33 protein-coding genes are annotated in these 25262 nt (G+C 74.9%); 16 read left to right on the forward strand and 17 right to left on the reverse strand.

Features of this window, described 5'->3' with window-relative positions; translation table 11 throughout:
- The first annotated feature begins 165 nt into the window (after positions 1 to 165).
- The 3 genes from ABTY15_RS20765 (at position 166) to ABTY15_RS20775 (ending at position 2532) form a co-directional block, all read left to right on the forward strand.
- The gene (locus ABTY15_RS20765) at positions 166 to 1371 is read left to right on the forward strand and encodes an FAD-dependent monooxygenase (protein WP_350594412.1); all 1206 of its coding nucleotides are present in this window, start codon (positions 166 to 168) and stop codon (positions 1369 to 1371) included.
- A gap of 85 nt (positions 1372 to 1456) precedes the next feature.
- A complete protein-coding gene (locus ABTY15_RS20770) occupies positions 1457 to 2320 on the forward strand; it encodes a MerR family transcriptional regulator (protein ID WP_350594419.1) in 864 nt (287 codons plus the stop codon).
- Positions 2317 to 2532, forward strand: coding sequence for a hypothetical protein (locus ABTY15_RS20775; RefSeq protein ID WP_350594424.1), 216 nt, complete (start codon positions 2317 to 2319; stop codon positions 2530 to 2532). Before ABTY15_RS20770 ends, ABTY15_RS20775 begins: the two co-directional genes overlap by 4 nt.
- A gap of 34 nt (positions 2533 to 2566) precedes the next feature.
- On the opposite strand, the gene ABTY15_RS20780 is transcribed toward ABTY15_RS20775, so the two are convergent.
- Positions 2567 to 4147, reverse strand: a complete 1581-nt coding sequence (locus tag ABTY15_RS20780; protein WP_350594436.1) for a NaeI family type II restriction endonuclease — start codon at positions 4145 to 4147, stop codon at positions 2567 to 2569.
- Between the two features lie 171 nt (positions 4148 to 4318).
- Between ABTY15_RS20780 and ABTY15_RS20785 the strand changes: the two genes are divergently transcribed.
- A complete protein-coding gene (locus ABTY15_RS20785) occupies positions 4319 to 4480 on the forward strand; it encodes a hypothetical protein (RefSeq protein WP_350594443.1) in 162 nt (53 codons plus the stop codon).
- Positions 4481 to 4510: 30 nt separating this feature from the next.
- Here the strand turns inward: ABTY15_RS20785 and ABTY15_RS20790 are convergent, their stop codons facing one another.
- Positions 4511 to 5839, reverse strand: a complete 1329-nt coding sequence (locus ABTY15_RS20790) for a cryptochrome/photolyase family protein (RefSeq protein WP_350594959.1) — start codon at positions 5837 to 5839, stop codon at positions 4511 to 4513.
- A gap of 154 nt (positions 5840 to 5993) precedes the next feature.
- On the opposite strand from ABTY15_RS20790, the gene ABTY15_RS20795 reads away from it, so the two are divergent.
- Positions 5994 to 6635, forward strand: coding sequence for a carbonic anhydrase (locus ABTY15_RS20795; RefSeq protein ID WP_350594453.1), 642 nt, complete (start codon positions 5994 to 5996; stop codon positions 6633 to 6635).
- An 84-nt stretch (positions 6636 to 6719) separates the two neighbouring features.
- On the opposite strand, the gene ABTY15_RS20800 is transcribed toward ABTY15_RS20795, so the two are convergent.
- From ABTY15_RS20800 to ABTY15_RS20815, 4 genes are all read right to left on the reverse strand, one after another.
- On the reverse strand, positions 6720 to 7310 hold the full coding sequence (locus ABTY15_RS20800; RefSeq protein ID WP_350594460.1) for a hypothetical protein: 591 nt from the start codon (positions 7308 to 7310) through the stop codon (positions 6720 to 6722).
- Positions 7311 to 7561: 251 nt separating this feature from the next.
- Positions 7562 to 7750, reverse strand: a complete 189-nt coding sequence (locus tag ABTY15_RS20805; protein ID WP_350594469.1) for a helix-turn-helix domain-containing protein — start codon at positions 7748 to 7750, stop codon at positions 7562 to 7564.
- A gap of 218 nt (positions 7751 to 7968) precedes the next feature.
- Positions 7969 to 8181 (reverse strand): DUF4287 domain-containing protein, encoded by a 213-nt coding sequence (locus tag ABTY15_RS20810; protein ID WP_350594475.1) that lies wholly within the window; start codon positions 8179 to 8181, stop codon positions 7969 to 7971.
- An 88-nt stretch (positions 8182 to 8269) separates the two neighbouring features.
- Positions 8270 to 12268 (reverse strand): Pls/PosA family non-ribosomal peptide synthetase, encoded by a 3999-nt coding sequence (locus ABTY15_RS20815; protein WP_350594490.1) that lies wholly within the window; start codon positions 12266 to 12268, stop codon positions 8270 to 8272.
- 283 nt (positions 12269 to 12551) lie between these two features.
- On the opposite strand from ABTY15_RS20815, the gene ABTY15_RS20820 reads away from it, so the two are divergent.
- Positions 12552 to 13196: a histone deacetylase gene (locus ABTY15_RS20820; protein WP_350594497.1), complete on the forward strand. Its 645-nt coding sequence runs from the start codon at positions 12552 to 12554 to the stop codon at positions 13194 to 13196.
- A gap of 154 nt (positions 13197 to 13350) precedes the next feature.
- On the opposite strand, the gene ABTY15_RS20825 is transcribed toward ABTY15_RS20820, so the two are convergent.
- Positions 13351 to 14253: an ATP-grasp domain-containing protein gene (locus ABTY15_RS20825; protein WP_350594502.1), complete on the reverse strand. Its 903-nt coding sequence runs from the start codon at positions 14251 to 14253 to the stop codon at positions 13351 to 13353.
- Between the two features lie 172 nt (positions 14254 to 14425).
- Here ABTY15_RS20825 and ABTY15_RS20830 point away from each other — a divergent pair, with 172 nt between their 5' ends.
- On the forward strand, positions 14426 to 15106 hold the full coding sequence (locus ABTY15_RS20830; RefSeq protein ID WP_350594508.1) for a DUF1326 domain-containing protein: 681 nt from the start codon (positions 14426 to 14428) through the stop codon (positions 15104 to 15106).
- 33 nt (positions 15107 to 15139) lie between these two features.
- Here the strand turns inward: ABTY15_RS20830 and ABTY15_RS20835 are convergent, their stop codons facing one another.
- The 4 genes from ABTY15_RS20835 to ABTY15_RS20850 form a co-directional block, all read right to left on the reverse strand.
- A complete protein-coding gene (locus tag ABTY15_RS20835; RefSeq protein WP_350594517.1) occupies positions 15140 to 15379 on the reverse strand; it encodes a hypothetical protein in 240 nt (79 codons plus the stop codon).
- Between the two features lie 117 nt (positions 15380 to 15496).
- Positions 15497 to 15964, reverse strand: coding sequence for an NUDIX domain-containing protein (locus ABTY15_RS20840; RefSeq protein ID WP_350594523.1), 468 nt, complete (start codon positions 15962 to 15964; stop codon positions 15497 to 15499).
- Positions 15965 to 16056: 92 nt separating this feature from the next.
- On the reverse strand, positions 16057 to 16296 hold the full coding sequence (locus ABTY15_RS20845; RefSeq protein ID WP_350594527.1) for a hypothetical protein: 240 nt from the start codon (positions 16294 to 16296) through the stop codon (positions 16057 to 16059).
- Between the two features lie 8 nt (positions 16297 to 16304).
- Complete coding sequence (locus tag ABTY15_RS20850) at positions 16305 to 16505, reverse strand: hypothetical protein (protein WP_350594534.1); 201 nt, start codon at positions 16503 to 16505, stop codon at positions 16305 to 16307.
- Positions 16506 to 16545: 40 nt separating this feature from the next.
- Between ABTY15_RS20850 and ABTY15_RS20855 the strand changes: the two genes are divergently transcribed.
- Together ABTY15_RS20855 and ABTY15_RS20860 are read left to right on the forward strand one after the other, a co-directional pair.
- Complete coding sequence (locus ABTY15_RS20855; protein ID WP_350594966.1) at positions 16546 to 17463, forward strand: helix-turn-helix domain-containing protein; 918 nt, start codon at positions 16546 to 16548, stop codon at positions 17461 to 17463.
- Positions 17448 to 17654, forward strand: coding sequence for a DUF397 domain-containing protein (locus tag ABTY15_RS20860; RefSeq protein ID WP_350594546.1), 207 nt, complete (start codon positions 17448 to 17450; stop codon positions 17652 to 17654). Before ABTY15_RS20855 ends, ABTY15_RS20860 begins: the two co-directional genes overlap by 16 nt.
- Before the next feature lie 54 nt (positions 17655 to 17708).
- Here ABTY15_RS20860 and ABTY15_RS20865 read toward each other — a convergent pair whose 3' ends face one another.
- Positions 17709 to 18362, reverse strand: coding sequence for a hypothetical protein (locus tag ABTY15_RS20865; protein WP_350594554.1), 654 nt, complete (start codon positions 18360 to 18362; stop codon positions 17709 to 17711).
- Between the two features lie 162 nt (positions 18363 to 18524).
- Between ABTY15_RS20865 and ABTY15_RS20870 the strand changes: the two genes are divergently transcribed.
- Positions 18525 to 18731, forward strand: a complete 207-nt coding sequence (locus ABTY15_RS20870; RefSeq protein ID WP_350594560.1) for a DUF397 domain-containing protein — start codon at positions 18525 to 18527, stop codon at positions 18729 to 18731.
- A gap of 250 nt (positions 18732 to 18981) precedes the next feature.
- On the opposite strand, the gene ABTY15_RS20875 is transcribed toward ABTY15_RS20870, so the two are convergent.
- The 3 genes from ABTY15_RS20875 to ABTY15_RS20885 form a co-directional block, all read right to left on the reverse strand.
- On the reverse strand, positions 18982 to 19392 hold the full coding sequence (locus ABTY15_RS20875) for a hypothetical protein (RefSeq protein ID WP_350594566.1): 411 nt from the start codon (positions 19390 to 19392) through the stop codon (positions 18982 to 18984).
- A 63-nt stretch (positions 19393 to 19455) separates the two neighbouring features.
- Positions 19456 to 19848: a hypothetical protein gene (locus tag ABTY15_RS20880; protein ID WP_350594575.1), complete on the reverse strand. Its 393-nt coding sequence runs from the start codon at positions 19846 to 19848 to the stop codon at positions 19456 to 19458.
- Between the two features lie 91 nt (positions 19849 to 19939).
- Complete coding sequence (locus tag ABTY15_RS20885) at positions 19940 to 20464, reverse strand: P-loop nucleotide/nucleoside kinase family protein (protein WP_350594584.1); 525 nt, start codon at positions 20462 to 20464, stop codon at positions 19940 to 19942.
- A 92-nt stretch (positions 20465 to 20556) separates the two neighbouring features.
- Between ABTY15_RS20885 and ABTY15_RS20890 the strand changes: the two genes are divergently transcribed.
- Together ABTY15_RS20890 and ABTY15_RS20895 are read left to right on the forward strand one after the other, a co-directional pair.
- On the forward strand, positions 20557 to 20892 hold the full coding sequence (locus ABTY15_RS20890) for a DUF6191 domain-containing protein (RefSeq protein ID WP_350594593.1): 336 nt from the start codon (positions 20557 to 20559) through the stop codon (positions 20890 to 20892).
- 47 nt (positions 20893 to 20939) lie between these two features.
- Entirely contained in the window at positions 20940 to 21731 is a 792-nt protein-coding gene (locus tag ABTY15_RS20895) for an MBL fold metallo-hydrolase (RefSeq protein ID WP_350594600.1), read from the forward strand.
- Here ABTY15_RS20895 and ABTY15_RS20900 read toward each other — a convergent pair.
- Entirely contained in the window at positions 21718 to 22698 is a 981-nt protein-coding gene (locus tag ABTY15_RS20900; RefSeq protein WP_350594610.1) for an ATP-grasp domain-containing protein, read from the reverse strand. The genes ABTY15_RS20895 and ABTY15_RS20900 overlap by 14 nt on opposite strands.
- A 140-nt stretch (positions 22699 to 22838) precedes the next feature.
- Between ABTY15_RS20900 and ABTY15_RS20905 the strand changes: the two genes are divergently transcribed.
- Positions 22839 to 23090: a DUF397 domain-containing protein gene (locus ABTY15_RS20905; protein WP_350594618.1), complete on the forward strand. Its 252-nt coding sequence runs from the start codon at positions 22839 to 22841 to the stop codon at positions 23088 to 23090.
- Positions 23087 to 23599: a hypothetical protein gene (locus tag ABTY15_RS20910; RefSeq protein WP_350594626.1), complete on the forward strand. Its 513-nt coding sequence runs from the start codon at positions 23087 to 23089 to the stop codon at positions 23597 to 23599. The genes ABTY15_RS20905 and ABTY15_RS20910 overlap by 4 nt, the downstream gene beginning before the upstream one ends.
- A gap of 74 nt (positions 23600 to 23673) precedes the next feature.
- Here ABTY15_RS20910 and ABTY15_RS20915 read toward each other — a convergent pair whose 3' ends face one another.
- Entirely contained in the window at positions 23674 to 23946 is a 273-nt protein-coding gene (locus tag ABTY15_RS20915) for a YxzC family protein (RefSeq protein WP_350594629.1), read from the reverse strand.
- Between the two features lie 68 nt (positions 23947 to 24014).
- On the opposite strand from ABTY15_RS20915, the gene ABTY15_RS20920 reads away from it, so the two are divergent.
- Positions 24015 to 24602, forward strand: a complete 588-nt coding sequence (locus ABTY15_RS20920; RefSeq protein ID WP_350594637.1) for a MarR family winged helix-turn-helix transcriptional regulator — start codon at positions 24015 to 24017, stop codon at positions 24600 to 24602.
- Positions 24599 to 25081, forward strand: a complete 483-nt coding sequence (locus ABTY15_RS20925; RefSeq protein ID WP_350594646.1) for a winged helix DNA-binding protein — start codon at positions 24599 to 24601, stop codon at positions 25079 to 25081. Before ABTY15_RS20920 ends, ABTY15_RS20925 begins: the two co-directional genes overlap by 4 nt.
- Positions 25082 to 25262: the final 181 nt, after the last annotated feature.

Genomic DNA, 25262 nt, shown 5'->3' on the forward strand with positions numbered 1-25262 from the left:
CCTGCGGCGCGCGCACTAGTGCACCACGGGGGCCGCCGACCTGGGCAGCCGCCCGCCACCGCCCCGGAACCCACCCCGAAGCGCCCTAGTGCACTAGTGCGGCGGCGTCAAATAACCCCACTACATGGCTTGTTGGGCTCATGCGTACGGCGTACATTCATGGGTATGGAGAACACCGACATCCTCATCTCCGGTGCCGGCATCGCCGGCCCCGTCCTCGCCTACTGGCTGCGCCGCAACGGCTTCCACCCCACCGTCGTCGAACGCGCCCCCGCCCCGCGCCCCGGCGGGCAGAACGTCGACCTGCGCGGCGCCTCCCGCACCGTCGTCGAGCGGATGGGCCTCATGAAGCGGGCCCGCGCGCTGTGCGTCGAGCAGCGCGGCCTCGGCCTGGTCGACCGGGCCGGCCGACTGACCGCCCGGATGCCCGTCGAGCTGTTCGAGGGCGAGGGCATCGTCTCCGAGATCGAGATCCTGCGCGGCGACCTCGCCGACCTGCTGTACGAGGCCACCGCCGCCGACGTCGAGTACCTCTTCGACGACACCGTCACCGCGATCGCCGAGGACGCCGACGGCGTCACCGTCACCTTCGAGAACGCGCCCCCGCGCCGCTTCGCCCTGGTCGTCGGCGCCGACGGGCTGCACTCCGTCGTGCGCCGCCTCGCCTTCGGCCCCGAGGAGGGCCACTACCGCCCGCTCGGCGGCTACCAGGCCTGGTTCACCGTCAAGGGCGACTTCGGCCTCGACGACTGGTTCCTGATGTACAACGCGCCCGGCGGCCTGGTCGCCAGCGCCCGCCCCGGACGCCTGCCCGGCGAGGTCAAGGCCTCCCTCGCCCTGCGCTGCGCACCCCTGGACCTCGACCGCCACGACACCACCGCCCAGCGCCGCCTGCTCGCCGAACGCTTCGCCGGCGCCGGCTGGCAGGTGGACCGGCTGGTGGCCGGGATGCTGAACGCCGAGGACTTCAACTTCGACTCCTACGGCCAGATCCACCTCGACCGCTGGAGCCGCGGCCGCGTCGTCCTGCTCGGCGACGCCGGCTACAGCCCCAGCCCGCTCACCGGCCTGGGCACCAGCCTCGCCGTCGTCGGCGCCTACCTGCTGGCCGGCGAACTCGCCGCCGCCCGCGGCGACCACCGCACCGCCTTCGCCCGCTACGAGGAGCTGATGCGCCCCTACGTCACCCGCGCCCAGGAACTGCCGCCCGGTGGCATGAACGGCTACGCCCCCAACAGCGCCCTGATGATCCGCCTGCGCGCCGCCTCGATGCGCATGATGGGCCGCTGGCCGATGCGCAACATCCTGGCCGCCCAGTTCGCCAAGGCCGGCGACATCGACCTGCCCGACTACGCCCTCGCCGCCGCGTGAGGCGCCCACCGCAGCCCCGGCGCCCGCGCACGGGGACGTGCACGGGGCTTGCACCTCACGCGACGTCAGGAGGCATCGTGAACCCATGGCCGAACGCACACCCGCACCCGAACACACCCCCACGCCCACCCCCGCCGGACAGACCTGGAAGGTCGGCCCGCTCGCCGAGGCCAGCGGCCTGACCGTGCGCACCCTGCACCACTGGGACCAGATCGCCCTGCTCACCCCCTCCCGCCGCACCCCCTCCGGCCACCGCGCCTACACCGAACAGGACGTCGTGCGCCTCTACCAGATCCTGGCGCTGCGCCGCCTCGGCCTGGGCCTGGAGACCATCGCCACCTGCCTGGACGCCGGCGTCGACCCCGTCCGCCTGGTGCGCGAACACCTCGCCGCCACCGAGGAGGCCCTCGCCAACCTGACGGCCCTGCGCGAGCGCCTCACCCACCTGCACACCGAACTCGCCGCCGAACGCCGCCCCGACACCGCCGCCCTGCTGCGCGTCCTCCAGGCCATGGGCGGCACCGGCGGCCCGGTGGCCGAAGAGGCCCTGCGCCGCCACCTCGACGACGACCAGCTGCGCGCCCTGCGCGACCACGCCGCGGCACTGGGGCCCGCCGCCCACTACCTGCTGGAGATCGAGTGGCCCCAGCTCTACCGGCGCGCCGAGGCCCTGCGCACCGCCGGGGCCCGGCCCACCGCACCGGAGGTCCGGCGGATCGCCGAGCGCCTGGACGAACTGAGCCGGCTCTTCAGCGGCGGCGACGCCACCCTCTCGGCAGCCGTACGCGGCGCGTGGCGCGCCGAACCGGCCGCCCTGTCCGGCGACCCGCACGCCCCGGCCGACCAGTGGGCGCAGCTGGCGGACTTCCTCGACCAGGCCCGCCCCCACACCCGCCCGGCGGAACAGACGGCGGAACGGGCGGCGCAGCGTCCGGCGGCGCGGCCGTGAGCGCCCCCGGGCTGCCCGTGCCCCGCCCGGTACGGCTGCGCATCGCCCTGCTCAGCACCCTGCCCGTGCTCGCCCTGGGCGCCCTCGTCCTGGTGCCGCTGTCGGTGGCCCACCTGCTGCCCTGGGCCGTCGTCCCGGCGGTGGCGCTGGGACAGGCGGTGCAGGCCTGCGTCGTGTTCACCCGCCTGGGCCGCACCACCCGGCGGGGCTGAGCCCCACAGGGGAGGGCTCAGCCCCGCGCCCGCGCTACCGCCCGCCGCCCTCGACCGCGCCGTCCGCCTCCGCACCATCGACGCCACCGTCCTGGCCCTGGTCCGCGTGCCGTGACCAGGGCCACGGCCCCGGCAGCGGTTCCACCGGGTCGCCCGGGCGGGCGAGCGTCCAGCGCCGCCCGTCGGCGAACCGGACGGACGGCGTGTCACCCTCGTCCTCCCCCAGCGGGGCGAGCCGGGCGGTAACGAGCTCGCCGGGCCTCAGGACGGGCAGGCCCAGCGCCCGGGCCTCCTGCTGCTGGATCCAGCCGAGCGCGGCGATGCCCTCCTCGGCCAGCAGGGGGATCGCCTCCCGCACGCGCCTGGGGTGGTCTTCCTGCATCGCCACGGTGGCCATCGAGGCGGGCGTGATCGGGCGGCGCTGCGCCGTGCGCAGCAGTTCGGTCACCCGGTCCCGCGCGGAGCGGTGGGACAGGATGACGGCGACCTGCTCCGGCTCCAGGCTCAGCAGGGTGTTGGGCGGCAGTGGCGCCCGGCGGAACAGCCACAGGACGGCCTCGCGCCCGGCCGGGGAGAGGGCCCGCTTGCGCTCGTGGTTCATCCCGACGCTCAGCAGGTGCTCCTCCACCACGATCAGCCCGGCGCTCCACTCGGACCGGTCCTCGTCGAGCTGGACGAGCAGGCACACCTGGCCCACCTGCTCGGGACCGAAGATCCAGTTGCGGCCGGTGGTGAACCCCAGGTCGACCTCGCAGCCGGCGATGGAGAAGTCCATCTGGTGCCCGTGGGCCAGGCCCAGGGCCGCGGCCAGGACGATCTCGACCTTGGCGCCGAGATGGATCCGCTCGGCCCGGTGGAGCTGATCCAGCCGGTAGCGGCCGGTGTGCCGGCCGTCGAGGGTCTCGTCCACCGCGGTGCGCAGCGCCCGGGCGATCCGCTCGCCGTCGGGGTCGAGGGCGCGCAGCGTGGCGGCCACCGCCTCGATCCGGGCCGGCTGCGGGACCGGGCGCGGCCGCCGGGGCGGGACGACGGCCGTGGCGGCGGGCCGGGGGGCGGCCGGGGCCTCGGTCGTGGCCGGGGGGCGGCCGAGCATGCCGAACAGCAGGGCGAGGGTGCGTTCGCTCTCCTCGGCGCGCCGGCGTTCGGCGGCCAGTTCGTTCTGCAGCTCGATGATGCGGTTGCGGGCGGCCTCCAGCGCGACGGCGGTCTCCCTCGACCGATCCGACCGGTCTGCCCGGTCTGCCCGGTCCGGGACGTCCTCGGGCGCCGGGCGCACGTTCTGGGAGGCGGCCCGGGCGGCGACCTTCAGCCGCTCGACCTCGGCCGCCTTCGCCTCCCGCTCCTCCGGCGACGCGCAGATCTGGACGATGGCCGACACCAGCAGCCCGGCGTTGCCGATGCCCTCCCCCTTCAGGCAGCGGGACAGCTTGTTGTAGGCGGGCGGCTGCGCGCCGTTGAAGTGATCCGGTGTCAGCGCCGCGCCGAGCCCCTTGAGGCCGAGGCCGCTGCGGTCGACGAGTTCACGCAGCACCCGCAGGAGTTCGGCGGTGTCGGGGTCCAGGTCCGGCGGCAGCGGCGTCCACGGCCTCCCCCGGCGTCCTCCACGTCCGGACAAGGAACCAACCCCCGTTTAATCGACACATTCACAGATTGATTGCGTCATTCAATGTATCAAATGGCCCTGGGGCGGGGCCGTCCCGGAAGCTGACGACACGTCCGCCGCACGGCCGGACGGCACATCCGGTCGGCACGTCCGGTCAGCACAGCACACACCTGGAGCACACCGATGCGAGGTCACCGCGTGGTGGACCTGTTCGCCTTCCTGGCCGTCCTGGCCACCACCGTCGCCCTGGTCGCCCTCGGCGTCCGCCCCGAACAGATCGGCGTGGTGGCCACCGCCCTGGCCCTCCTCTACGGCGCCTGGCGCCGCCCGGGCCGGGAGGAGTGACCGCCTCCGCAGCCCGGCGGGCGGCCCGGCTCAGCCGCCGGTGGCCGCGGGCATGCGGGCGGCGAGGGCGGTGGGCGGCACGAGGGGGGCGGGGTAGCCGGCGGGGGGTGTGGGGAGGGTCCAGGGGTGGTGGACGGCGGGGGCGGGCAGGTGGGCGAGTTCGGGGATCCAGCGGCGCACGTAGGTGCCGTCGGGGTCGTAACGGGCGGCCTGGCGCAGGGGGTTGAGGACGCGGTTGGGGCGGGTGTCGGTGCCGGTGCCGGCGACCCACTGCCAGTTGAGCTGGTTGTCGGCCACGTCGCCGTCGACGAGCAGGGACAGGAAGTGGGCGGCGCCCGCGCGCCAGTCCAGGCGCAGCGTCTTGGTGAGGAAGGAGGCGGTGAGCAGGCGGGTGCGGTTGTGCATCCAGCCCTCGTGGGCGAGTTGGCGCAGCCCCGCGTCGACGATGGGGTAGCCGGTGCGGCCTTCGCGCCAGGCCTGGAGTTCGTCCTCGTCCTGGTGCCAGTGGCCGGGGCGGGGGCGGTAGTCGGCGTGGGCGGCGTCGGGGCGGGCGGCGAGGACCTGGTGGTGGAAGTCGCGCCAGGCGAGCTGGCGGACGAAGGCCTCGGCGCCGGGGGTGTCGTGCCGGGCGGTGCGGTGGGCGAGTTCGCCGGCCGACAGGCAGCCGAAGTGCAGGTAGGGCGAGAGGCGGGAGGTGGCATCGGCGGCGAGGTCGTCGTGGTGGCGGTCGTAGTCGGCGGGGTCCCAGCGGCGCAGGAGCCGGCGGGCGGCGCTCTCGCCGCCGGGCGGCAGGCCCGGGGAGGTGGCGGCGGGGGCGGCGGGCAGCGCCTCACCGGGCGGGCCGTCGGGGGTGGCGAGGGTGCGCGGGGCGGGCAGTACGGGCCGGCGCGGGGCCTGCCGCCAGGCGCGGTGGTAGGGGGTGAAGACGGCGTAGTGGTCGCGCCCGGCGGGGGTGACGCGGCCCGGCGGGACGACGGTGAGCGCGCCCTCGTGCAGGTGCAGCCGCTCCCCCAGGGCGCGGCGCAGGGCGCGCTCGCGGCGGGTGGCGAAGGCGGAGACCCCGGCGGCGGCGTGGACGGTGGCGGCGCCGTGGGCGGCGGCCACCTGGGCGACCTGTTCGGCCGGGTCGCCGTGGCGGACGGTCAGGCGCGAGCCGATCCGGCGCAGGGAGGCGTCGAGGTCGGCGAGGCAGTCGGCGAGGAAGGCCTGCCGGTTGGGGGCGGCGAAGCCGGCGGCGGCGACGGCGGGGTCGAGCACGAACAGCGGGACGACCTGGTCGGCGCTGGTGCGGGCGGCGTGCAGGGCGGGGTTGTCGTGCAGGCGCAGGTCCTGGGTGAACAGGACGACGGCGGTGCTCATCGGGCTCATCGAACTCCTCGCACTCCTCGTACGGCGGGACGGCTGTACGTCGGGTATCGGCCGAACGGCGGCGCACGGTGAGCACAGCGCCGAAGGGCCCCGGCCCGTCGACCCCGGGCTGCGACCCCCACCTGCGGCGATCTAGGGTGCAGGCATGATCTCCTCACCGATAACGGGTCCCGACCAGGCGCTGCGGGTGCTGCTGGAGGGCAACGCCCGGTTCGTCGCGGGCAGCCCCGAGCACCCCAACCAGGACGCCGGCCGCCGGGCCGCCCTCGCCCCGGCGCAGCGCCCGTTCGCGGTGCTGTTCGGCTGTTCGGACTCCCGGCTGGCCGCCGAGATCATCTTCGACCGGGGGCTGGGCGACCTGTTCGTGGTGCGCACCGCCGGGCACGTCACCGGGGCGGAGGTGCTGGGCAGCATCGAGTACGCGGTGAGCGTGCTGGAGTGCCCGCTGGTGGTGGTGCTGGGGCACGACTCGTGCGGGGCGGTGGGCGCGGCGCTGGACGCCCTGGACCAGGGGCAGCTGCCGGGCGGCTACGTGCGGGACGTGGTGGAGCGGGTGACCCCGAGCGTGGTGTCCGCGCGGGCGGCGGGCATCGAGGACCCGGACGCGATCGTGGACGAGCACATCCGCCAGACCGTCGACCTGCTGCTGGAGCGTTCCCAGCTGCTGGCCGCCCGGGCGGCCGAGGGTTCGGTGGGCGTGGTGGGGCTGTCCTACCGGCTGCGCGACGGCCAGGCCCGCACCGTCGCCGCCCGCGGCGCGGCCGCCACGACGACCACCGCGGGCTGAACCCGGAGCCGGAACCGAGGCCAGGGCCGGAGCGGGCCGGGGGTTCAGCCCCCGGGCCCGCCCGGCCGCCCGCGTGACGGTCCGTCAGGGAATGTGGGTGCCGCAGGAGTCGCAGACCCGGGTGGCGGGCAGCTGGAGGAAGCAGTTCGGACAGATCGCCGGCGGGCGCGGCGCAGCGGTGGCGGCGGCCTTGCGGTCCAGGCTGGCGCGCAGGCGCGGGGCGAGCGCGGGCGTGCCGCCGTCGGCGGGCAGGGCGGCGCCGAAGTGGCGGTAGCAGGCCAGGCGGGCCGCGGCCGCGTGCTGCTCCCGGTCGAGTTCGCCGGCCACCGGCGCCTGCCCGGCCACCGCCAGCACCTCCTTGTAGCCGACGCCGACCATGCCGTCGGCGGCGTGGACGACCAGCGCGGTCAGCGGCGGGTCCCCGCGCCGGTGCGCCTCGCGCACCACCAGGGCCAGGACCTTGCCGATCCAGTGCTGCTGCTTGACCCGGGTGCGCACCCCGGAGGCCTGCTGGACGGCCTCGGCCAGCTCGCCGTAGGTGATCACCGCGTGGTAGCGGCGGGCCACGTCCACCAGGGCCGGGTAGGCCGCCCTGGTCCAGGCCACCTGCGCCTGGGTCGAGCTGACGGCGGAGCCGTCCGCCTCCCGCCAGTAGCCGTGCTCTTGCTGTTCCATCGCCCGCCCCTGGTTCGCCGGTCCGCCGGTCCGCCGGTCGCCGGTCCGCTGGTTTCGCTGGTCGCTGTCGCCGGTCACTGGTCGCCGGTCACGCCGGGTCGACCCCCCGCCGGATGCGAGGCTACTCCGCCCCGGGACGGGCCCCGCCGCCGGGGGCTTGACTTCAAGGGCTGTTGAAGTTGTCGAATGGTTCCCGGCCGTGGCCGTACGGGCGGTACCGTCGATGCCCCCGCCCGTACGCCCGGCCCGCCTCACGGTCCGGTCCGGGGCGCGGCGGTGACCAGCCCCGACTCGTAGGCCCCGATGGCCAGTTGGGCGCGGTCGCGGGCCCGCAGCTTGGCCGGCAGGCGGCCGGTGTGCGTCCTGGCGGCGCCCGAGCCCAGGTGCGGGTGGGCGGCGGTGCCGGCGCCGGACAGGCCGCCCGCCGGCAGCACCGGCACCTCCGGCTCACACCCGGTCAGGCCCGCCGGCGCGGGTACGCCAGGCGGGCGAACCCATCGATCAGGCGCCGGGTCGCCGAGGGTGCGAGCAGCGACTCCCCCGCCGCGACGGTGCGGATGCCCGCGAGCAGCACGTCGGGGGTGGTGTCCTTGAGCAGGAACCCGGCCGCCCGACTCTCAGCGCCCGAGGAGCCCGTGGCCCCCGCTCAGCTCTGCGGTCAGGCGGTGCCTTCGGCGAGGGTGTGGGCGACGAGGGCGTTGGCGTGGCCGTGGCCGAGGCCGTGGTCGGTCTTGAGCCAGGCGACGAGTTCCATGTGCCGGGTGAGCGGGGAGGTGCGGATGAGCTCCTGCCATTCGGCGACGGGCCGGCCGTACTTCTTCTCGATCGAGGGGAAGTAGCTGGCGGGGCCCTTCACGGGGGTGGCGGTCATGACGGTGGTGTCCTCTCGGCGGGTGGTGCGGTCACGGGTAGGACCGTGGCCGCACCGCGGACTCATCGCCCCGCCGCCGTGAGCCGCGTCACACCGTCGTGCGGCGCCTGCCCCGGGCGCGGGCGGCGCGGCGGCCCGGTGGCGGGGTGGGGTCGGCGTTCCAGGCGGCGACGGGGTTGCCGAGCCAGCGGGTGGCGCCGGGGACGTGTTCGCCGCGCATCACCAGGGAGGCCGGGCCGATGGTGGTGCCCGCGCCGAGGGAGGTGTTGAGCAGGACGACGGAGTGCGGGCCGGTGGTGGCGCCGGGGCCGAGGTGGACGGGGCCCAGGCGCATGACGCGGTCGTGGAAGAGGTGGGTCTGCAGGACGGTGCCGCGGTTGACGCTGGCGCCGGCCTCGACGGTGACGAGGTCGCTCTCGGGCAGCCAATGGGTCTCGCACCACACGCCGCGTCCGATGCGGGCGCCGAGGCTGCGCAGCCAGGCGTTGAGGTAGGGGGTGCCGGTGAGGCTGTGGCCGCCGAAGGGCATGGCGAGTTCCTCGACGAAGGTGTCGTAGAGCTCGTTGCGCCACACGAAGGGGGACCACAGGGGGTGTTCGGCGGTGCGGAAGCGGCCGACGAGCAGCCATTTGGCGGCGGTGGTGACCAGGCAGGCGGTGAGGGCGGCGGCGGCGAGGACGAGGCCGGCGCCGGCCAGGGCGGTGGTGAGGCCGTAGTCGTCGCGCAGTTCCTGGAGGGCGGCGAGGACGAGGTCGCCGAGGAGGGCGGCGAGGATGACGGGCAGCAGGCGGCAGGTTTCGACGCCGGCGCGGGCCCACATCAGGCGCCTGGGTGGGTCGTAGGTGCGGCTCTCGCCGCCGGTGTCGGCGACGCGGGGCAGGGCGAAGGCGGGGCGGCCGAGCCAGGAGGAGCCTTCGGGGGCGTGGGCGGGGGCGTCGGACAGGACGCCGACGAGGGAGCCGGCGGGCAGGTGGCGGTCGGGGCCGACGACGCCGGAGTTGCCGACGAAGGAGCGGCGGCCGACGTGGGAGGGGCCGAGGTGGAGCCAGCCGGCGCGCAGTTCGTAGGGGGCGACGAGGGTGTCGTCGGCGAGGAAGGCGCCGTCGTCGACGCGCATCAGGCCGGGCAGGGCCAGGACGGTGGAGGCTTCGACGCGCCGGCCGACCTTGGCGCCGAGCAGGCGCAGCCACACGGGGGTGAACAGGCTGGCGTAGAAGGGGAAGAGGGTGCGGCGGGCGGTGTCGGACAGGCGGGTGACGGCCCAGGCGCAGAAGGCGACGCGGCCGTGGGCGGGGTGGAAGCCGGGGCGCAGCGGGCGGGAGAGCAGGCGGACCAGGAGCGCTATCAGGGTGGCGTGCAGCAGCAGGGTGAGGGCGGCCAGCGGGATGGTGGCGGGCAGGAGTTGGAGCAGGGCGGCGGCGAGGGTGCGGTCGGTGTCGATCATCGGGTAGACGATGAGCAGGGCGGGCAGGGCGGCGATCAGGGGCAGCAGGCCGAAGACGGTCAGGCCCACGGTGTGGGCGAGGTTCCAGGCGCGGGTGGCGCGGTGCGGGGTGTGGGTGGGCCAGGGTGTGGGGGCGGGTCCGGGGGCGGGGCGGGCCGGGGAGCCGTGCCAGTGTTCGCCGGGTGGGACGGTGGCGGTGGCGGTGACGCAGGAGCCGGGGGCGATGTCGGCGTCGGCGCCGATGCGGGCGCCGGGCATGAGGGTGGCGCGGCCGCCGATGCGGGCGCGGTCGCCGATGTCGACGTGGCCGAGGTGGAGGGTGTCGCCGTCGAGCCACCAGCCGGCGAGGTCGGCTTCGGGTTCGACGGTGGCGCCGGCGCCCAGGCGGGCGAGGCCGGTGACGGGGGGCAGGGTGTGCAGGTGGACGCCGGGGCCGACGCGGCAGCCCAGCGCCCGGGCGTAGCGGGTGGCCCAGGGGGTGCCGGTGAGGGCGGCGACGCCGAGGAGGGCGGTGAGGCGTTCGGCGGCCCACAGGCGCAGGTGGACGTGGCCGCCGCGGGGGTGGCTGCCGGGGCGGATGCCGGTGGTGAGGGTGCGGGCGGCGCCGGCGGCGAGGAGGGTGCGGCCGGGGGCGCTGTAGAAGAGGAGGAGGCCGGCGGCGACGGGCCACCAGGGGGTGTGCGGGGCCCAGGGCAGGTGGTTGCCGGTGAGGTTGTCGAGGGCGACGAGGGCGAGGACCCAGCGCAGGCCGGAGAGGGTGAACAGGAGGAGCAGGATGAGGGTCTGCCACAGGCCGGCGGTGGCGGGGGTGCGGCGCACGGCGCGGGCGGCGGGCCGGGCGGCGGCGGGGGTGTCCTGCGCGGCGGGGCCGCCGGTGGGGCCGTCGAGGTGGGCGGCGAGGTCGGTGAGGACGGGGTGGGCGTAGAGGTCGGCGACGGAGACGCCGGGGTGGCGGGTGCGCAGTTCGGAGACCAGGCGGGCGGCGGTGAGGCTGGAGCCGCCGAGGGCGAAGAAGTCGTCGTCGGGGCCGGGGGCGGTGCCGAGCAGGGCCTGCCAGTGGGCGGCGAGGCGCCCGGCGGTGCCGTCCAGTTGCGGGGCGGGTCCGCCGGCGGGGGTGTCGAGGCCGGGCAGGGGCCAGGGCAGGGCGGCGCGGTCGACCTTGCCGGAGGTGCGGGTGGGCAGGGAGTCGACGAGGGCGAGGACGGGCACCAGCGGGGCCGGCAGCTGGTCGAGGAGCCGGCGGCGGGCGGCGGCGAGGTCGGGGGTCGTGCCGGGGGCGGGGACGAGGTAGCCGACCAGCAGGTCGGCGCCGGCGGGGGTGGTGCGGACGGCGGCGGCGGCCGCCCGGACGGCGGGCAGGGCCTGGAGGGCGGCGTCGACCTCGCCGAGTTCGATCCGGCGGCCGGCGAGTTTGACCTGGTCGTCGGCGCGGCCGAGGAAGACGAGGCCTTCGGGGTCGTTGCGGACCAGGTCGCCGCTGCGGTAGACGCGCGGGGAGGCCAGGTGGGGGTGGGTGGTGAACTTCTCGGCGTCCTTGGCCGGATCGAGGTAGCGGGCGGTGCCGACGCCGCCGATGAGCAGTTCGCCGCTCTCGTACCAGCCGACGGGCTGGTTGTTCCGGTCGACGACGGCGATCTCCCAGCCGTCCAGGGGGGCGCCGATGCGCACCGGCTGGCCGGGGGTGAGGCGGGCGGCGGTGGCGACGACGGTGGTCTCGGTGGGGCCGTAGGTGTTCCAGAACTCGCGGCCGTCGACGGCCAGGCGTTCGACGAGTTCGGCGGGGCAGGCCTCGCCGCCGACGATGATCAGGCGCACCGCGTCCAGGCATTCCTGCGGCCACAGGGCGAGCAGGGTGGGGACGGTGGAGACGGCGGTGATGCGCCGGTCCACGAGCCAGGGGCCGAGGTCGGTGCCGGCCTTGACGAGGGCGCGGGGGGCGGGGACGAGGCAGGCGCCGTGGCGCCAGGCCAGCCACATCTCCTCGCAGGAGGCGTCGAAGGCGACCGAGAGGCCCGCGAGGACGCGGTCGCCGGGGCCGAGCGGGCGGTGCCGGAGGAAGAGGCGGGCCTCGGCGTCGGCGAAGGCGGCGGCGCTGCGGTGGGTGACGGCGACGCCCTTGGGGCGGCCGGTGGTGCCGGAGGTGAAGATGACCCACGCGTCGTCGGCGGGGGCGGGCCAGGCGGGGCGGCCGCCGGGGGTGGCGACGGGGCCGGCGTACAGCTGGTGGCCGGCGGTCAGGATCGCGCAGACCTGGGCGTCCTGCCAGATCATCGCGGCGCGCTCGTCGGGGTCGTCGGCATCCACGGGCACGTAGGCGGCGCCGCAGCGCAGCACGGCGAGGACGGCGACGTACAGGTCGGCGGTGCCGGAGGGGATGCGCACGCCGACGCGGTCGCCGGTGCCGATGCCGTGGCCGGCCAGGCGGGTGGCGAGGGTGTCGACCTGGTGCAGCAGGGTGCGGTAGTCGAGGACGGCGGTGCCGGTGTCCAGGGCGGGCGCGTCGGGGTGGGCCTCGGCGGTGGCGGTGACGATGTCGAGCAGGGTGCGGGCCCGGGCGGGCTGGGCCACCGGCCAGCCGGCGGCGTGCCCCGGGACGGGGCGGCTGAGTGTGCCTGGGCCGGCGGTGTCCTGGCGTGCGTCCATACGGGGGGTGTCCTCGGCTCCGGTGTTCCTGGGGGCGCGTACGGGCTGTCACCCGGCGCCACGTGGCGTTACGCAGGGTTGCCTGACGTCACGTGGTGTCACCCGACGGGGCGCACCCATTCACCATGACTCGGCCGGGTGGCTGCTGGATGCAGCGCAAGTGCGGTCAAAGGAAATTCTCATGATCCGCGCCGCACGGACCGGCACACGAACGATTCGAATGCCGTTTCGGGTGGTTCCCGGCGTTTTCGCTGGTGAAGGGTAGCCGATACGGTTGGCCGCCGTGAGTGACGGCGACACCCCGGTCTGGTACGTGGCGTACGGGTCCAACCTGCACGCCGCCCGCCTGACCTGCTACCTGAGCGGCGGCCGCCCGGCCGGCGGCGCCCGCACCCACCCCGGCTGCCGCGACCGCCGCCCGCCCCGGCGCGACGTGCCCGCGGTGCTGCCCGGCGCGCTCTACTTCGCCGGGACCTCGACGGTGTGGGGCGGCGGCATGGGCTTCTACGACCCGCGGGCCGCGGACACCGTGCCGTGCCGCGCCTACCTGCTGACCGTCGGCCAGTTCAGCGACCTCGCCGCCCAGGAGATGCACCGCCCGCCCGGCCCCGACCTCGACCTCACCCGCGTCCTCGCCGAGGGGCACGACCGGCTCGGCCCCGGCCGGTACGAGACGCTGCTGTGCGCGGGCGAACTCGACGGCCACCCGCTGCTCGTCCTCACCGCCCCCGACGGCCTGGCCGCGGCCGGCCTCCGCCCGCCCTCCGCCGCCTACCTGCGCACCGTGGCCGCCGGCCTGGCCGAGTCCCACGGCTGGGACGCACCGCGGGCGGCCCGCTACCTGGCCACCCGGGCGGGGGCGGCGGGGCACTGGAGCCCGCAGGGCGTGCTGGGGGTGCTGGACGGGCCGGGCGGGCTGGACGGGTGACCTGATTGGCGGTCACCCGATTGATGTTCACCCGGGCGGGTGACACCAGCGCGTGGTTGCGGCGCCCGGGGCGCCGGGGCGCGTTTCGTACACGGCCACCAGGCCGCCGGGCCACCAGGGCGCTGGGCCATCAGTTCGCTGGGCCACCAGTTCGCTACCGCGCCGCGGCCGCCGCCTCGGCGCGCGCCGCCACCGCGTCGACGAAGCGCCCCAGCCCGTGCGCGGCGTCGCGCAGGAACAGGTTCGGCTCGATCAGCTCCAGCTCCAGGACCACCGGCTCCCCGGCGTCGTCCAGCACCAGGTCCACCCGGGCGAACAGCGGGACGTCCGGCGACGGCACGGCCGCCAGCGCCGCCCGCGCGGTCCGCACCTCCGCCGCGCTCGGCTCGTACGGGACCACACCGGGGTGCGGCACCCGGTCGTTGTCGATCACCCCCGGCTCGGTCAGCAGCGCCTCCTTGCGGATCGCGTGGCTGAAGGCGCCGCCGACGAAGACCAGCGCCCGCTCCCCCTCCACCACCCGGGGCAGGTACGGCTGGACCAGCACGCTGCGGCCCTGCGCCAGCAGCATCCGGACGTGCCGGGCCGCCTGTGCACCCCGGCCCGGCTCGTAACGCGCGGTGTCCAGCGCGCCCGCCGAGACGGCGGGCTTGACCACCACCCCGTCCGCGCCGTCCACGTCCCCCTCGGCGAAGCCCGCCCCCGGCTCGACGACCCGGGTCGGCACGACGGCGACCCCGCGCCGGGCGAGCTCCAGCAGGTAGCGCTTGTCGCTGTTCCAGCGCACCACCGGCGCCGGGTTCCACAGCCGGGTGACGCCCGCCGTGGCGTCGGCCCAGGCCAGGAACTCGTCGAGCCGTTCCACGTAGTCCCAGGTCGAGCGGATCACCGCCAGGTCGAACCCCGCCCAGGCGGCCGGGTCCGCGTCCCACACCACCGCCTGCGCCGCCACCCCGCCGGAGCGCAGCGCCTCCACGAGCAGCGGGAGGTCCTCGTCGTACCGGATCCCGGTCCCGCTGGTCACCACCGCGACCCTGGCCACACCGCTGCCGCCCATGCCACTCTCCCGTCTCTCGCCCCGGCCAGGTGCAGCCTCGCACCCGCCCCCGGACGGCACCAGCGGTCGGCCGTCGACGACGCCCGGTAGCCGCCGTGGCGCCGGGCGCGCCTTCCCCTCCCGGCCCCGGGAGCGCAGGCTGGAGGGGAGGGAAAGGCCGGAGGTGAACGACATGACCGACACCGAGACCGACACATCACAGGCCGACACCGTCCAGACCCGCTGGCACCTGGCCGGCGACTGGTTCGACGTCTGCAAGTGCGCCATCCCCTGCCCCTGCACGTTCGCCCAGCCACCCACCGACGGCGACTGCGAGGGCATCCTGGTCTGGCACATCCGCGACGGCAGCTTCGGCGACGTGCGGCTCGACGGCCTCAACGTCCTCATGCTCAGTTCCTTCACCGGCAACATCTGGACCGGCGAGCACACCGACCCCTACGCCGCCGTCTTCCTCGACGAACGCGCCGACGAACAGCAGCGCGCCGCCCTGGGAACGATCTTCGGCGGACAGGCCGGCGGCTGGCCCGCCCAGATGGGCGAGATGCTCGGCGCCGAGATGCGCGGCATGGACATCGCGCCGATCCTCGTGAGCATCGACGAGGACCTGGCCACCTGGCGCGCGGAGATTCCCGGCCGGGTCACCGCCGTCGCCGAAGCCCTGGCCGGACCCACGACCCCCGAGGGCACCCGGGTCCAGCTCCACAACGCCCCCGGCTCCGAGGCCGGCCCCGGCCAGATCGCCACCTGGGGGCGCGCCGTCACCGACCGGGCGGACGCCTTCGGCTTCACCTGGGACCGCAGCGGGCGCTCCAGCAAGCACTTCCCGTTCGACTGGAGCGGCCCGGACTCCTGAAGCCGCCGGCTCAGGCCACGTGAAGCCGCAGGCTCAGGTCGCGCGGGCGTCGAGCCAGTGCAGCAGGATCGTGCGCTCGGCGTCGGTGATCGGGTGGTGCGGATCCGGCGCCTGCGCCCAGCGGCGCAGGCTCTCCAGCGTCGCCGCGTCAAGGTCGAGATACAGGCGCCAGTGCGCACGGGAGTGACAGTCCGGGTCGTGCGGTTGACGACAGCTGTCGCAGTGGGTGAAGAAGGCCTCCACCAGGCGGTGAGCGATCGACTCGTCCGACATGGGCCGGCTCCTCCTTCCACATCCACATTCGCATCCACGGGCGCGGCACGCCCTGTCCAGGATGCGGGCAGCCCCGGGGCAACGGCAGGGACCAAGGTCCCGGCCCCTTCACGCAGCTCAGACAGCCCGCCGGCCGTGGCGGAGCAGCGGGAGGGTGGATCCCGCGAGCGCCTCGCCGACCCGGGCCGCCTGCGCGGGGGCCATCACGGCGGGCAGCTCGTGGACGGGCACGAAACGGGCCCCGAGCAGCCCGCTCCGGTGCTGCGGCGGGGCGGTGAGGCGGTCGTCGCCGCGAACTGTACCGCCGTCGAAGACCAGGTTCAGACGCTCCAGGTAGCGGTCGGCCGGAGTGAAGTCGAGGGCGACCACGTGGCCGAGGCGCAGGTGCAGCCCGGTGTCGTTGGACAGGTGGCGGGCGGCGGCCAAGTTCGGCGGCTCGCCCGGCCGGGCGGCGCCGCCGGGCAGGATCATCCCGTCCAGGTAGTCGGGGTCGACGAGCAGCACGTCGCCGCGCCGGTTGCGCACGAGGACGAGGCAGCCCAGCCGGGTGACGGGCGGCATGGCGAGCAGACGGGGGTCACGCATCGGAAGGCTACTTTCGGTTGCGGGAATGCCAGTTGACACCGGCGAGCAGGGACGCGGCGCAGCAGAACCACCACAGCGGGCGGGCGGCCGGATCAGTCGTCATGGGTGAGGCGCTCGTAGCGCAGCCCCTTGCGGAGCAGATCGACGATCCGCAGGACGACGGTGACGGGCGCCGAGCCGAGGCTGATGAGGAAGCACCCCGTCAACTTTCCGTACGCCCAGTCGACTTCCAAGGACGGCAGCTTCACCCCGCCCAGCGCGAGGACGGTCGTGAGGTCGTCGACGACGGAGGCCGCCTGGCGCCGCTGCTCGGCGGTCGCCCGGTTCAGCATCGACCCCATCACTCCCCCAGCCGTCGGGGCGGCTCGAAGACCCGCCACGCGTCGAAGGCGACGGTGAACGAGGTGTAGGAGGCGAGTTCACCGTCCGCGCCGTGCTGCCACTGCCCGGTGGTCTCGTTCCGCACCCGGTAGCACCGGCCCTCGGGGTCCCAGCGGACTCCGTAACCGTGGAGTCTGCGTGGTGTATGAGCATGGGTCATGGGTGAACCCTCCGCAATCGGGCTTTCACGTTCTGTGTACATGGTGGCCCAACCTCCCCTAGCATCGGAAGCCGCAACCGGCTTGAATCCGGGGGCAACGAAAGTTGGGGGCACCGCCGTGAACAAGAAGCACATTGACCCGTCGTCATCTCCCTGGGCCCCGTTCGGGATCCAACTCCGCAGGTCACGGGAGTCGATGGGCCTCACCCAGGCACAGCTCGCACGCAAGGTTGGATACGACCCGTCGTACGTCTCCTTCGTCGAACTTGCACAGCGCCCGCCGAGCGAGCAGTTCGCCGTCAAGGCCGACGAGGTCCTCGAAACGGGCGGAACTCTGCAGCTGATGTGGTGGCAGCTCCGCCACACGGCTTTGGTGCCGGGGTACCCCGAATACGCCAACTACGAGTCCCGCGCGCAGCAGATCAGACTCTTCGAGATCAACATCGTCCCCGGGCTCTTGCAGACCCGGCCGTACGCAACCGCCTACGAGCACGGCAACCTCCGACGGGGCACCGTCACACCCAAGCAGGCCCACGAACGCATCGAGTTCCTGCTCGCCCGGCAGAACATCTACGACCGCACGCCACCACCGTTGCTGCACGCGGTGATTGACGAGAGCTGCCTCCGGCGGCCTATTGGTGGTCGGGACATCATGGTGGAGCAGCTGCTCCACCTCGAAGAGATGGCCACCCGGCCCAACATCATCATTCAAGTGGCCCCGTACACACTCGGCGAGGACCGGCCATTCACCCGCCTGGTGCACCTCCTTACCATGCCCGGGCGCAAAATGCTCGCATACGGCGAGGCTGAGCTCCGTGGGTACATCGATCGAGATCCTGAAGCGGTTGCCGCGCTGGCCTGCGACTACGATCGGCTTGCGGTCGAGTCCCTGAGCCAGGCCGACTCAGTCGCGTTGATCCGCTCGGTACGGAGGGACTTTGAATGGATGTCGAACTGACTGGCGCTCGCTGGCGTAAGAGCTCGCACAGTGGCGGTGGCGGCGCGTGTGTTGAGGTCGCCGACGGCATCCCCGCCCTCACACCCGTCCGGGATTCCAAGGACCCCGAGGGCCCGGCGCTCCTCTTCTCCTCCTCCGCCTGGCAGGCCTTCGTCAGCGCCGTCCGCAGCGGCGAGTTCGACACCAACTAGCGTTCCTTCGTGCCGGAGTGGGACGTCGTCCTTATCGACTTCCCACTCCGTTCTCTATTGGCCCCGCCGCCCCAGCCACGCCTTCAGTTCCGCCCAGGCGGCCCGCCCCTCCTCCGGGGTGCCCCACCACCAATACCCGAACGGCGAGGTGTCGGACTCCAGTTCCTCCCGCCACCAGTGGACGGTCTCCGCCACATGCCGCCTGGCGCTCGGGCGGCCCAGCTCCGCCTCCCATCGGGCCAGCCACGGGGTGGCCGTGGAACTCGCGGTCGCACAGCTCACGAAGACCTCGGGCACCGGGGTCGGTGGTTCCGCCTGGCGCAGGGTCCGCGTCCACCACGCGTCGAGGAAGCCGGCGACCGACGCGGCCTGTTCGCCGGGCCACTGCTCCCAGCCCGCCGCGGCCAGTCCGTAGGCGACGACTTCCGGATCGACCGCGCCCCCGCCCTCGGCGAGCAGCACGACGAGTTGCGGCAGCACGCGCCGGATGACGGCGGGGTGGTCGGCCCAGTGGCCTGGTTCCTTCTGCGCGGCCTGACGGACCAGTTCCGCCGGGAGGCGGACACCGGGGCTCCGGAGCAGCGCGACCTCGGCCTCGGTGAAGCACCGGCCGCAGCCGGTCTCGTCCGGCCGGGCCGTCATGCCGCTGAAGGCCTCCCCCACCCGGGCCACCGCGGCGTCCAGGGCGTCAGCATCCGTAAGAGTCACAGGACATCCCGTTGCAACACTCCGGCAGGCATCCCGGCCGAAGAGATCAACGTTACCTCAGGGCAAACATTGCCTGACACGGCACTGGCTCTGCCTCGTGCCGGAGTGGGAAGTCATCTCCATCGACGTCCCACTCCGCCCGCCCGACGGAAGGAACCCGCGATGGACTTCACCTGGCGCAAGAGCACCTACAGCAATGGCGGCGGCCAGTGCATCGAGGTCGCCGACGGCTTCACCGGTGTGATGCCCGTCCGGGATTCCAAGGACCCCGACGGCCCGGTCCTCCTCTTCTCCTCCCCCGCCTGGCAGGCCTTCGTCACCGCCGTCCGCGCCGGCGAGTTCGACGCCGGCACGTTCAACGCCGGCTAGGTCCGCCCGCCTTCGACCGCGAGGCCTGCACCGGCGCAACACCGCCGGACGTGCGGGCGGGGCGGATCGCGTCGCGCAGGAGGCGGAGGGTGATCACGCTGCTCACCCGGGCAGGGCGATCGCGAGGCCGACCGGGCGGAGTTCCGCGGACACGCCGAAACCAGGAGTCCGTCCCTGGACGGTCATGGTGCTGGTGTTCACGGCGCCTTGGCCGCGCCCCACGCCTCGGGTCCGGGCTGCCTGTGACGGGTCAGCATCCTCGGTCGTGGATCGCCCGCAGCCACGGTTCCCGGACGGCCGGCATCCGCGCGAGCGTGTACCGGAACGCCTCCCTGGACGGCCGGAACGGGTACCACGGGTGCGGCGGCAGTGGATCATCCATCTCCACGCCTGCCGGCAGCCCGCCGACCACCGGCCGGCGGGTCCGGTGTGGCGGGAAGGCGAGCTCGGCCCGGAGTGCGGCATCCACGGCCACCGGAACCGCCCCGGCACGCGGCTGCCACACGTCTCCGGTCTGCGGATGGACCGGCACCAGCACCAGGTCCGCGGCCGCCGGCTCGCCGAACCCCGGTCCCGCCAGGTCCAGCCGCTTCGCACCGTCCCCGGCGGGCAGCAGTGCACCGAGCACCCGCAGAGCCCCACCGATGGGCGGGGCGGGCATCGACGTCCCGGTCGCAGACGCGGGAGGCCGGAGACCGCGCTGGGCCGAGCCGCGGGCGCCCGCTCAGAGTGCGCGGGTGCCCGGGTAGTGGTGGCGCAGTTCGCCGAGCACGCGCTCGTCGGCGGCCCTGACGTTCCAGAAGGAGCTGTCCACCTCGGTCAGGACCACCACCAGGGTGTCCCCGGCGAATCCGCAGGCCTCGGCGTCGATCAGCTGGACTCCGGGGGCGGTCAGGGCGAGCAGCGTCGGGGTGTCCATGCCGTCGCCCGCGGAACGGCGTTCCAGCTCCGCGGTGAGGTCCCAGGTCTCGTCGCACTCGACGCGCCAGCGCAGGCCGCGGCCGAAATCGCCGAGCTGGGCGAGGAGTTCGGCCAGGGTGACGTAGTGGTGGCCCTGCCAGGCGGGGAAGGTGATGCCCTTCATCCCCGCTTCCGCTGCGGCCGTGTACCTGGACAAGCGATCCTCCTCGTTCGGCGTCACACGGTAGGCCGCCGGCCCGGTCCCGGGCGAACGGCGGCCAGGCGAACGACGGCCAGGCGAAGGATGGCTAGGCGAAGGACGGCCAGCGGTGGGCGGCCCAGGCCCGCCAGTCCGTCCAGCCGGGGGGCGGGCCGGCCGTGCCGTGGCCGGCCAGTTCCGCCGCGTCGGGTTCCTCGAAGTGCGCCCGCCCGTCCTGGATGTCGGCCTCCGTCATCGGGAACGTCTCCTCGGGGGTGGTCGCCCAGCGGTGGGCGATCCGGGCGCGTTGGGTCCGGTCGTCCACCGGGAGGTAGACCATGCGGAAGTCCGCGCCCTCGGCCCGGGTCAGCCAGCGGATCGAGGACCGTTCGTCGCGGGACCAACAGCCGTAGTCCACCACGACGTTGGTGCCCAGCCGGACGGCTTCCAGGGCGAGCCGGAGCATCCGCCCCTCCAGCACGTCGCGCGCGCCGTCCGCCTCGGCCTCGCCGAACAGCGGGATCATCCAGTCGTCGGGCGTCAGGCGCAGCGCGCGGTGTTCGTCGGCGAGTTGGCGGGCCCGGGTGGTTTTCCCGGCCCCGGGCAGGCCGACCATCAGGAACAGCGTGGTCACCCTCGGATGGTGGCAGGGGGCCGGGCGGGCGGCCACCGCTTTTCGTCCCCGGGGGGGGGAACGGGGGTGTCGGGCTCGTGCGTTGGCCCGGCATGGTGATGCTGACGAGTCTGCTGTTCATGGTCGTGCTGGTGATCGTGCCCTTCACCCTCGCCTCCGTGCGGCATCTCGTGGTGCGCTCGGGCCGGCCTGGGTGGCTGTGCCGGCGGCTGGCCGCGCGGGCGCGGGCGCGCGGCGGTGAGCTCGGTCTCGGCGCCACCGCGGCCGAGGAGTTGCAGGCCTTCCTCAACGCCAACAAGCGCGTGCAGATCGAGCAGCGGCGCGAGCGGCTGGTCCTGCGGGACGACGATCACACCGGTGCCCCTCCCCGCGTGGGCGTCGACCTGGACGGTGGCACCGCGGTGGTGCCGCGGCGGCGACAGCGATAAGCCGTACGGGACGCCGCGTGTCTGAGTGTCCGTGAGATCATCGGGCGGTGCGGCGACTGACGGTTCTGGGGACGTGCGGGGCCTGGCCCGAGGCCGGGCGGGCCGCGAGCGGGTTCCTGCTGGAGTACGACGGGTTCCGGGTGGTGCTGGACCTCGGGTACGCGACGCTGCCGCGGCTGCTGGAGCACTGCCCCGGGGGGCGGGTGGACGCGGTGGTGATCACCCACGAGCACCCCGACCACTGCGCCGATCTCAGCGCGCTGTGCCGCGTGCGCTACTTCGCGCCCGAGCGCGGAGCGCGGGTGCCGCTGTACTGCCCGCCGGGGGTGCTCGGGCGGGTCCAGGCGATGGAGCCGACCGAGGACCTGCGCGACGTGTTCGACGTGCACCCGCTGCACCCGCTGCCCGCCGCCCATCCGGTGGGGCCGCTGCGGCTGGACGCCCTGGCGCTGCCGCACCACGTCCCGCACGCGGGGGTGCGGCTGAGCGCGCCGGGCCTGGTCCTGGCCTACAGCGGCGACGCCGGGCCGGATCCGGCGCTGGCCGAACTGGCCGCCGACGCCGACCTGTTCATCGCCGGGGCCACGCTCCAGGGAACCGGTGCCGGTGACGGCTGCGGCAGCGGCAGCGGCAGCGGCAGCGGCAGCGGCGATCATCAGCTGATGAGCGCCGCCGAGGCCGGCGCCTGGGCCGCCCGGGCCGGGGCGAGGCACCTGCTGCTCACCCACTTCTGGCCCGGCGACGACCGCACCCGCTCCGTCGCCGAGGCCCGCGGCGCGTTCCCGGGCGGGGTGAGCGCCGCCGAGGAGGGCATGGTGCTGGACCTCACGGCCCGCTGACGGCCGGCTCGCTGACGGCCGGCCCGGACATCTGGTGCCGGGCCTGCGGGAGGTGGGCCCGGACGTAGGGGACGGCGATGCCCCGGTCCGCGCCGGGCGCGCCGAAGGCCGGGTGGACGTTGACCTCGAAGATCACGCCGCCGCTCTCCGCGGCCAGGTCGACCCCGGCGAACGGCAGCCCGACCGCCTCGGCGGCCGCGGCGGCCAGCCGGTGCAGGTGCTCGGGCAGCAGGCGCGGGTCGAGCGGGGTGGAGGTGGCGCCCTGGGCGACGTTGCACGGGGCGTCGTGGTCCGGCTGGACGTGCTCGGCGACCCAGAGGACGCGCCCGTTCAGCACCACCACCCGGTACTGGTGGCGCAGCCCGTCGGCGTTGGTGTTGCGGGCGTCGCGGGTGAGCAACCAGCGCTGCCCCTGGGCCTCGTAGCGGGCGGCGGCCCGGTGCAGGGCGGTGACGGTGGTGACGTGGAAGACGTCCCGGCCGCCCATGCCGGAGACCGGGCGCGCCCACACGTCCGAGCCCAGCTCCCGGAACGCGGCCTCGGCGGCGGCGTGGCCGGCGTCCGGCGGCAGGGCGAGCGAGGGCATCTGGGCGACGCCGGCCACCTCCAAGGCCTTGACCATCGCCTCCTTGTCGCTGGCCACCCGCCAGGCGGCGGCGCCGGTGCCCAGGCAGGGCACGCGGGAGGCGGCCAGCACGTCCTGAAGGGGTTCCAGGCCGGTGCGGGTGTCGGGCGGTATCTCGTAGACGATCACGGCCGCCGGGGTGTCCACCCGCAGCGCGCCGCACTCCAGCACCAGGCGCTCCCCCGCCAGCCGGGCCCGCCCGGGGCCGGTCGGGGTGAAGTCCCGCGCGTCGAGGTCGACGGGCGCGGCGCCGGTCACCTGCCGCACCGCCTCGGCGAGGACGGCACGGCTGCCCTCGCGCTCACCGTGATCCGTTATCAGCACCACCAGGTCGTCCTTCACGGCCACATTCAAGCAGGACGGCCGCCGCGTTGCCGAGAGGGCCTCGGACCCTCCTCGCGGGCCGGGCCCGGTGCAGCGGGTGGGCGCACCGGGCGTACGGTGGAGAGCAGTTGACGCAGTCACATCAGGAGGGAACCGCGATGGACACCAGCCGCATCACCGCCTGGCGCAAGAGCTCGTACAGTGGCGGGTCGGACGGGTGCGTGGAGGTCGCCGACGGCGTTCCCGGCGTCCTGCCCGTGCGCGACTCCAAGGACCCCGGCGGCCCGGTGCTCCTCTTCCCTTCCCCCGCCTGGCAGGCCTTCGTCGCGGCCGTGCGCGGCGGCGAGTTCGGCGGGGCCGGCGGGAACGTGCGCGGCGGGACCGGCGGGTTCGGCGGGGGTGCCCTGTGAGCTCTGTGATCCCTGCGGACCTGACGCTGCCGCCCGCCTCGACCGTGCGCGACGTCGACCCGACCGCGGCGCCGCCGGAGATCCGCACCCGGGCCGGGGAGACGGTGTTCGTGTCGTCCGTCCACCGGGAGGAGCTGGAGGCCTACTGCCGGGAGCACCGGATGCCCGTGCGGGCCCGGTACGACGTGTGGGGCGATCTCCTCGAACCGTTCGTCGACACCGAGTTCACGCCCGCGCGCCAGGCCGCGACCCTGTCCCGGCTCGGCCGGGCCGGCCTGGGCGAGGCGCGGGTCTCGGACATCCGCGCGCAGGTCGGCCCGCTGATGCGCGCCTACAACGGCCTCCACTGGGACTGGTGCGGCCTCGGCCTGGCCGACCTGCTGGACGCGGCGCACGCGGACTGGATCCCCGAGGAGCTGCGGGTGCCGCCCGCCGGGCAACCCGCCTTCCGTGCCTGGGCGATGGGGATCGCCGAGCTCGGCGCCGAGCTCGACCGCGACGCGCGCTGACGGCTGCGGAGTGGGACGTCGGCCGTCGTGGGAAGTCGGACCGGCCGACTTCCCACTCCGGGGCCTCGCGCCGGTCAGGTCGTGCGGCGGCGGTGGCGCAGTTCGTCCAGCCAGCCGCGCAGCTGGTCGTCGCCGTGCAGGTGGCCGCCGCCGAGTGCCGGGAGGTCGACGCCGGCCAGCAGGTCCAGGGCCCACCACGCCAGGTCGTCCCACTCCAGGGCGTCGTCGGTGATCCACCGCATCGCCCAGCGGTCGGCCTCCTCCCGGCTCAGCCGGCCCTCGCACAACGCGGCGAACCGTTCCTCGATCCCGTCCAGGTCCGGCTGCCGTCCCTCGTCACCCGCCATGGCGCCGACCCTATCGCGACGGCCCCGGATAGTAGCCATGGACATAGTAGCCATGTACTCTATCTGGTATGAGCAAGGGTTCCACGGGCACGGCTTCCACGAGCAAGGACCTTCCGGGCAAGGGTTCCCCGGGCCCCACGCCCGGCTTCCTGGTGTGGCGGCTCGCCAACAAGTGGCGCGTCGCGGTCGATCGGGCGGTGGCCCCGCTGGGCCTCACCCACGCGCAGTACTGCCTGGTCGCGTCGCTGCACGGCATGCAGCGCGCCGGCGAGCGGCCCAGTCAGCGCCGCCTCGCCGACCACACCGGCCTGGAGGCGCTGTACGTCTCGAAGCTGGCGCGCGCCCTGGAGTCGGCCGGCCTGATCGAGCGCACCCGCGACCCGCGCGACCCGCGCGCCGTCCAGCTCGCCCTCACCGAGCAGGGCCGGGCCGTCACGCGGCAGGCCATCGCGGTGGTCCAGGAACTGCTCCAGCAGCTGCTGGAGCCGCTCGGCGGCCTCGACGCCGACCGCACCCGCGCCTTCACGGCCGAACTGACCGCCCTGCTCGACGTACCACTGGCTCCGTCCGAGCCGTCCGCAACGTCCGAACCATCCGCAGTGTCCGCAGTGTCCGAACCGCACGACGACGACCGCACTCAGGGGGCAACACCATGACCAGCACCGCACCCACCGCCGCACCGCTCGCCGACGCCCGCGCCCTCGGCCTGGCCCACTACGCCGCCCGCGGCGTCCTGGAGCTCGTCCTGGCCCGGCACGGCGTCACCTTCCAGCAGCAGGTCGCCCTGCGCGCCGCCGTCACCGCCGACGCCGCCGGCACCCCGCAGACCCCGGACGGCCTCGTCGCCCAGGTCCAGGCCTCCCTCAAGGCCGACCCGGCCGACCTCCACGCCACCCTCGACGACCTGCTGGCCCGCCACCTCCTCACCACCGACGGCCCCCACCTGCGCCCCACCCCCGCGGGCCGCGACCTCCTCACCGCCGTCACCGCCGAAACCGCCCCCGTCTCCGCCCGCATCTGGGGCGACATCCCCGCCGAGGACCTGGCCGCCACCGCCCGCGTCCTCGCCCTCGTCACCACCCGCGCCAACACCGAACTCGCCGCCCTCGCCGCCCTCACCGCCCTCACCGCCTGAGCACCCCACCCGGAGAGGACGGCCCATGAGGATGCCGTGGCGGCCCTCTCCGGCGACGAGGACCTGAGCGTCGTCCTTCCTCGCCGACCGCGCAACGATGCGGTCGGCGCGCAGCGACCCCGAGGGCGTCTTCCGCTCGTTCTGACGGCGGCCCGCCCCGGGCGGCGAAACCGCCCTGGCC

Origin of the sequence: Kitasatospora sp. NPDC097643, assembly GCF_040302625.1 — a bacterium.
GTDB lineage: Bacteria > Actinomycetota > Actinomycetes > Streptomycetales > Streptomycetaceae > Kitasatospora.

Excerpts from the sequence above, each read along its gene's own strand:
- ABTY15_RS20765 (WP_350594412.1), top strand. The coding sequence starts at position 166 with ATGGAGAACACCGACATCCTCATCTCCGGTGCCGGCATCGCCGGCCCC.
- ABTY15_RS20770 (WP_350594419.1), top strand. The coding sequence starts at position 1,457 with ATGGCCGAACGCACACCCGCACCCGAACACACCCCCACGCCCACCCCC.
- ABTY15_RS20785 (WP_350594443.1), top strand. The coding sequence starts at position 4,319 with ATGCGAGGTCACCGCGTGGTGGACCTGTTCGCCTTCCTGGCCGTCCTG.
- ABTY15_RS20790 (WP_350594959.1), bottom strand. The coding sequence starts at position 5,839 with ATGAGCACCGCCGTCGTCCTGTTCACCCAGGACCTGCGCCTGCACGAC.
- ABTY15_RS20795 (WP_350594453.1), top strand. The coding sequence starts at position 5,994 with ATGATCTCCTCACCGATAACGGGTCCCGACCAGGCGCTGCGGGTGCTG.
- ABTY15_RS20800 (WP_350594460.1), bottom strand. The coding sequence starts at position 7,310 with ATGGAACAGCAAGAGCACGGCTACTGGCGGGAGGCGGACGGCTCCGCC.
- ABTY15_RS20810 (WP_350594475.1), bottom strand. The coding sequence starts at position 8,181 with ATGACCGCCACCCCCGTGAAGGGCCCCGCCAGCTACTTCCCCTCGATC.
- ABTY15_RS20815 (WP_350594490.1), bottom strand. The coding sequence starts at position 12,268 with ATGGACGCACGCCAGGACACCGCCGGCCCAGGCACACTCAGCCGCCCC.
- ABTY15_RS20825 (WP_350594502.1), bottom strand. The coding sequence starts at position 14,253 with ATGGGCGGCAGCGGTGTGGCCAGGGTCGCGGTGGTGACCAGCGGGACC.
- ABTY15_RS20830 (WP_350594508.1), top strand. The coding sequence starts at position 14,426 with ATGACCGACACCGAGACCGACACATCACAGGCCGACACCGTCCAGACC.
- ABTY15_RS20835 (WP_350594517.1), bottom strand. The coding sequence starts at position 15,379 with ATGTCGGACGAGTCGATCGCTCACCGCCTGGTGGAGGCCTTCTTCACC.
- ABTY15_RS20840 (WP_350594523.1), bottom strand. The coding sequence starts at position 15,964 with ATGCGTGACCCCCGTCTGCTCGCCATGCCGCCCGTCACCCGGCTGGGC.
- ABTY15_RS20845 (WP_350594527.1), bottom strand. The coding sequence starts at position 16,296 with ATGCTGAACCGGGCGACCGCCGAGCAGCGGCGCCAGGCGGCCTCCGTC.
- ABTY15_RS20850 (WP_350594534.1), bottom strand. The coding sequence starts at position 16,505 with ATGACCCATGCTCATACACCACGCAGACTCCACGGTTACGGAGTCCGC.
- ABTY15_RS20855 (WP_350594966.1), top strand. The coding sequence starts at position 16,546 with ATGGTGGCCCAACCTCCCCTAGCATCGGAAGCCGCAACCGGCTTGAAT.
- ABTY15_RS20860 (WP_350594546.1), top strand. The coding sequence starts at position 17,448 with ATGGATGTCGAACTGACTGGCGCTCGCTGGCGTAAGAGCTCGCACAGT.
- ABTY15_RS20870 (WP_350594560.1), top strand. The coding sequence starts at position 18,525 with ATGGACTTCACCTGGCGCAAGAGCACCTACAGCAATGGCGGCGGCCAG.
- ABTY15_RS20875 (WP_350594566.1), bottom strand. The coding sequence starts at position 19,392 with ATGCCCGCCCCGCCCATCGGTGGGGCTCTGCGGGTGCTCGGTGCACTG.
- ABTY15_RS20890 (WP_350594593.1), top strand. The coding sequence starts at position 20,557 with ATGGTGATGCTGACGAGTCTGCTGTTCATGGTCGTGCTGGTGATCGTG.
- ABTY15_RS20905 (WP_350594618.1), top strand. The coding sequence starts at position 22,839 with ATGGACACCAGCCGCATCACCGCCTGGCGCAAGAGCTCGTACAGTGGC.
- ABTY15_RS20915 (WP_350594629.1), bottom strand. The coding sequence starts at position 23,946 with ATGGCGGGTGACGAGGGACGGCAGCCGGACCTGGACGGGATCGAGGAA.
- ABTY15_RS20920 (WP_350594637.1), top strand. The coding sequence starts at position 24,015 with ATGAGCAAGGGTTCCACGGGCACGGCTTCCACGAGCAAGGACCTTCCG.
- ABTY15_RS20925 (WP_350594646.1), top strand. The coding sequence starts at position 24,599 with ATGACCAGCACCGCACCCACCGCCGCACCGCTCGCCGACGCCCGCGCC.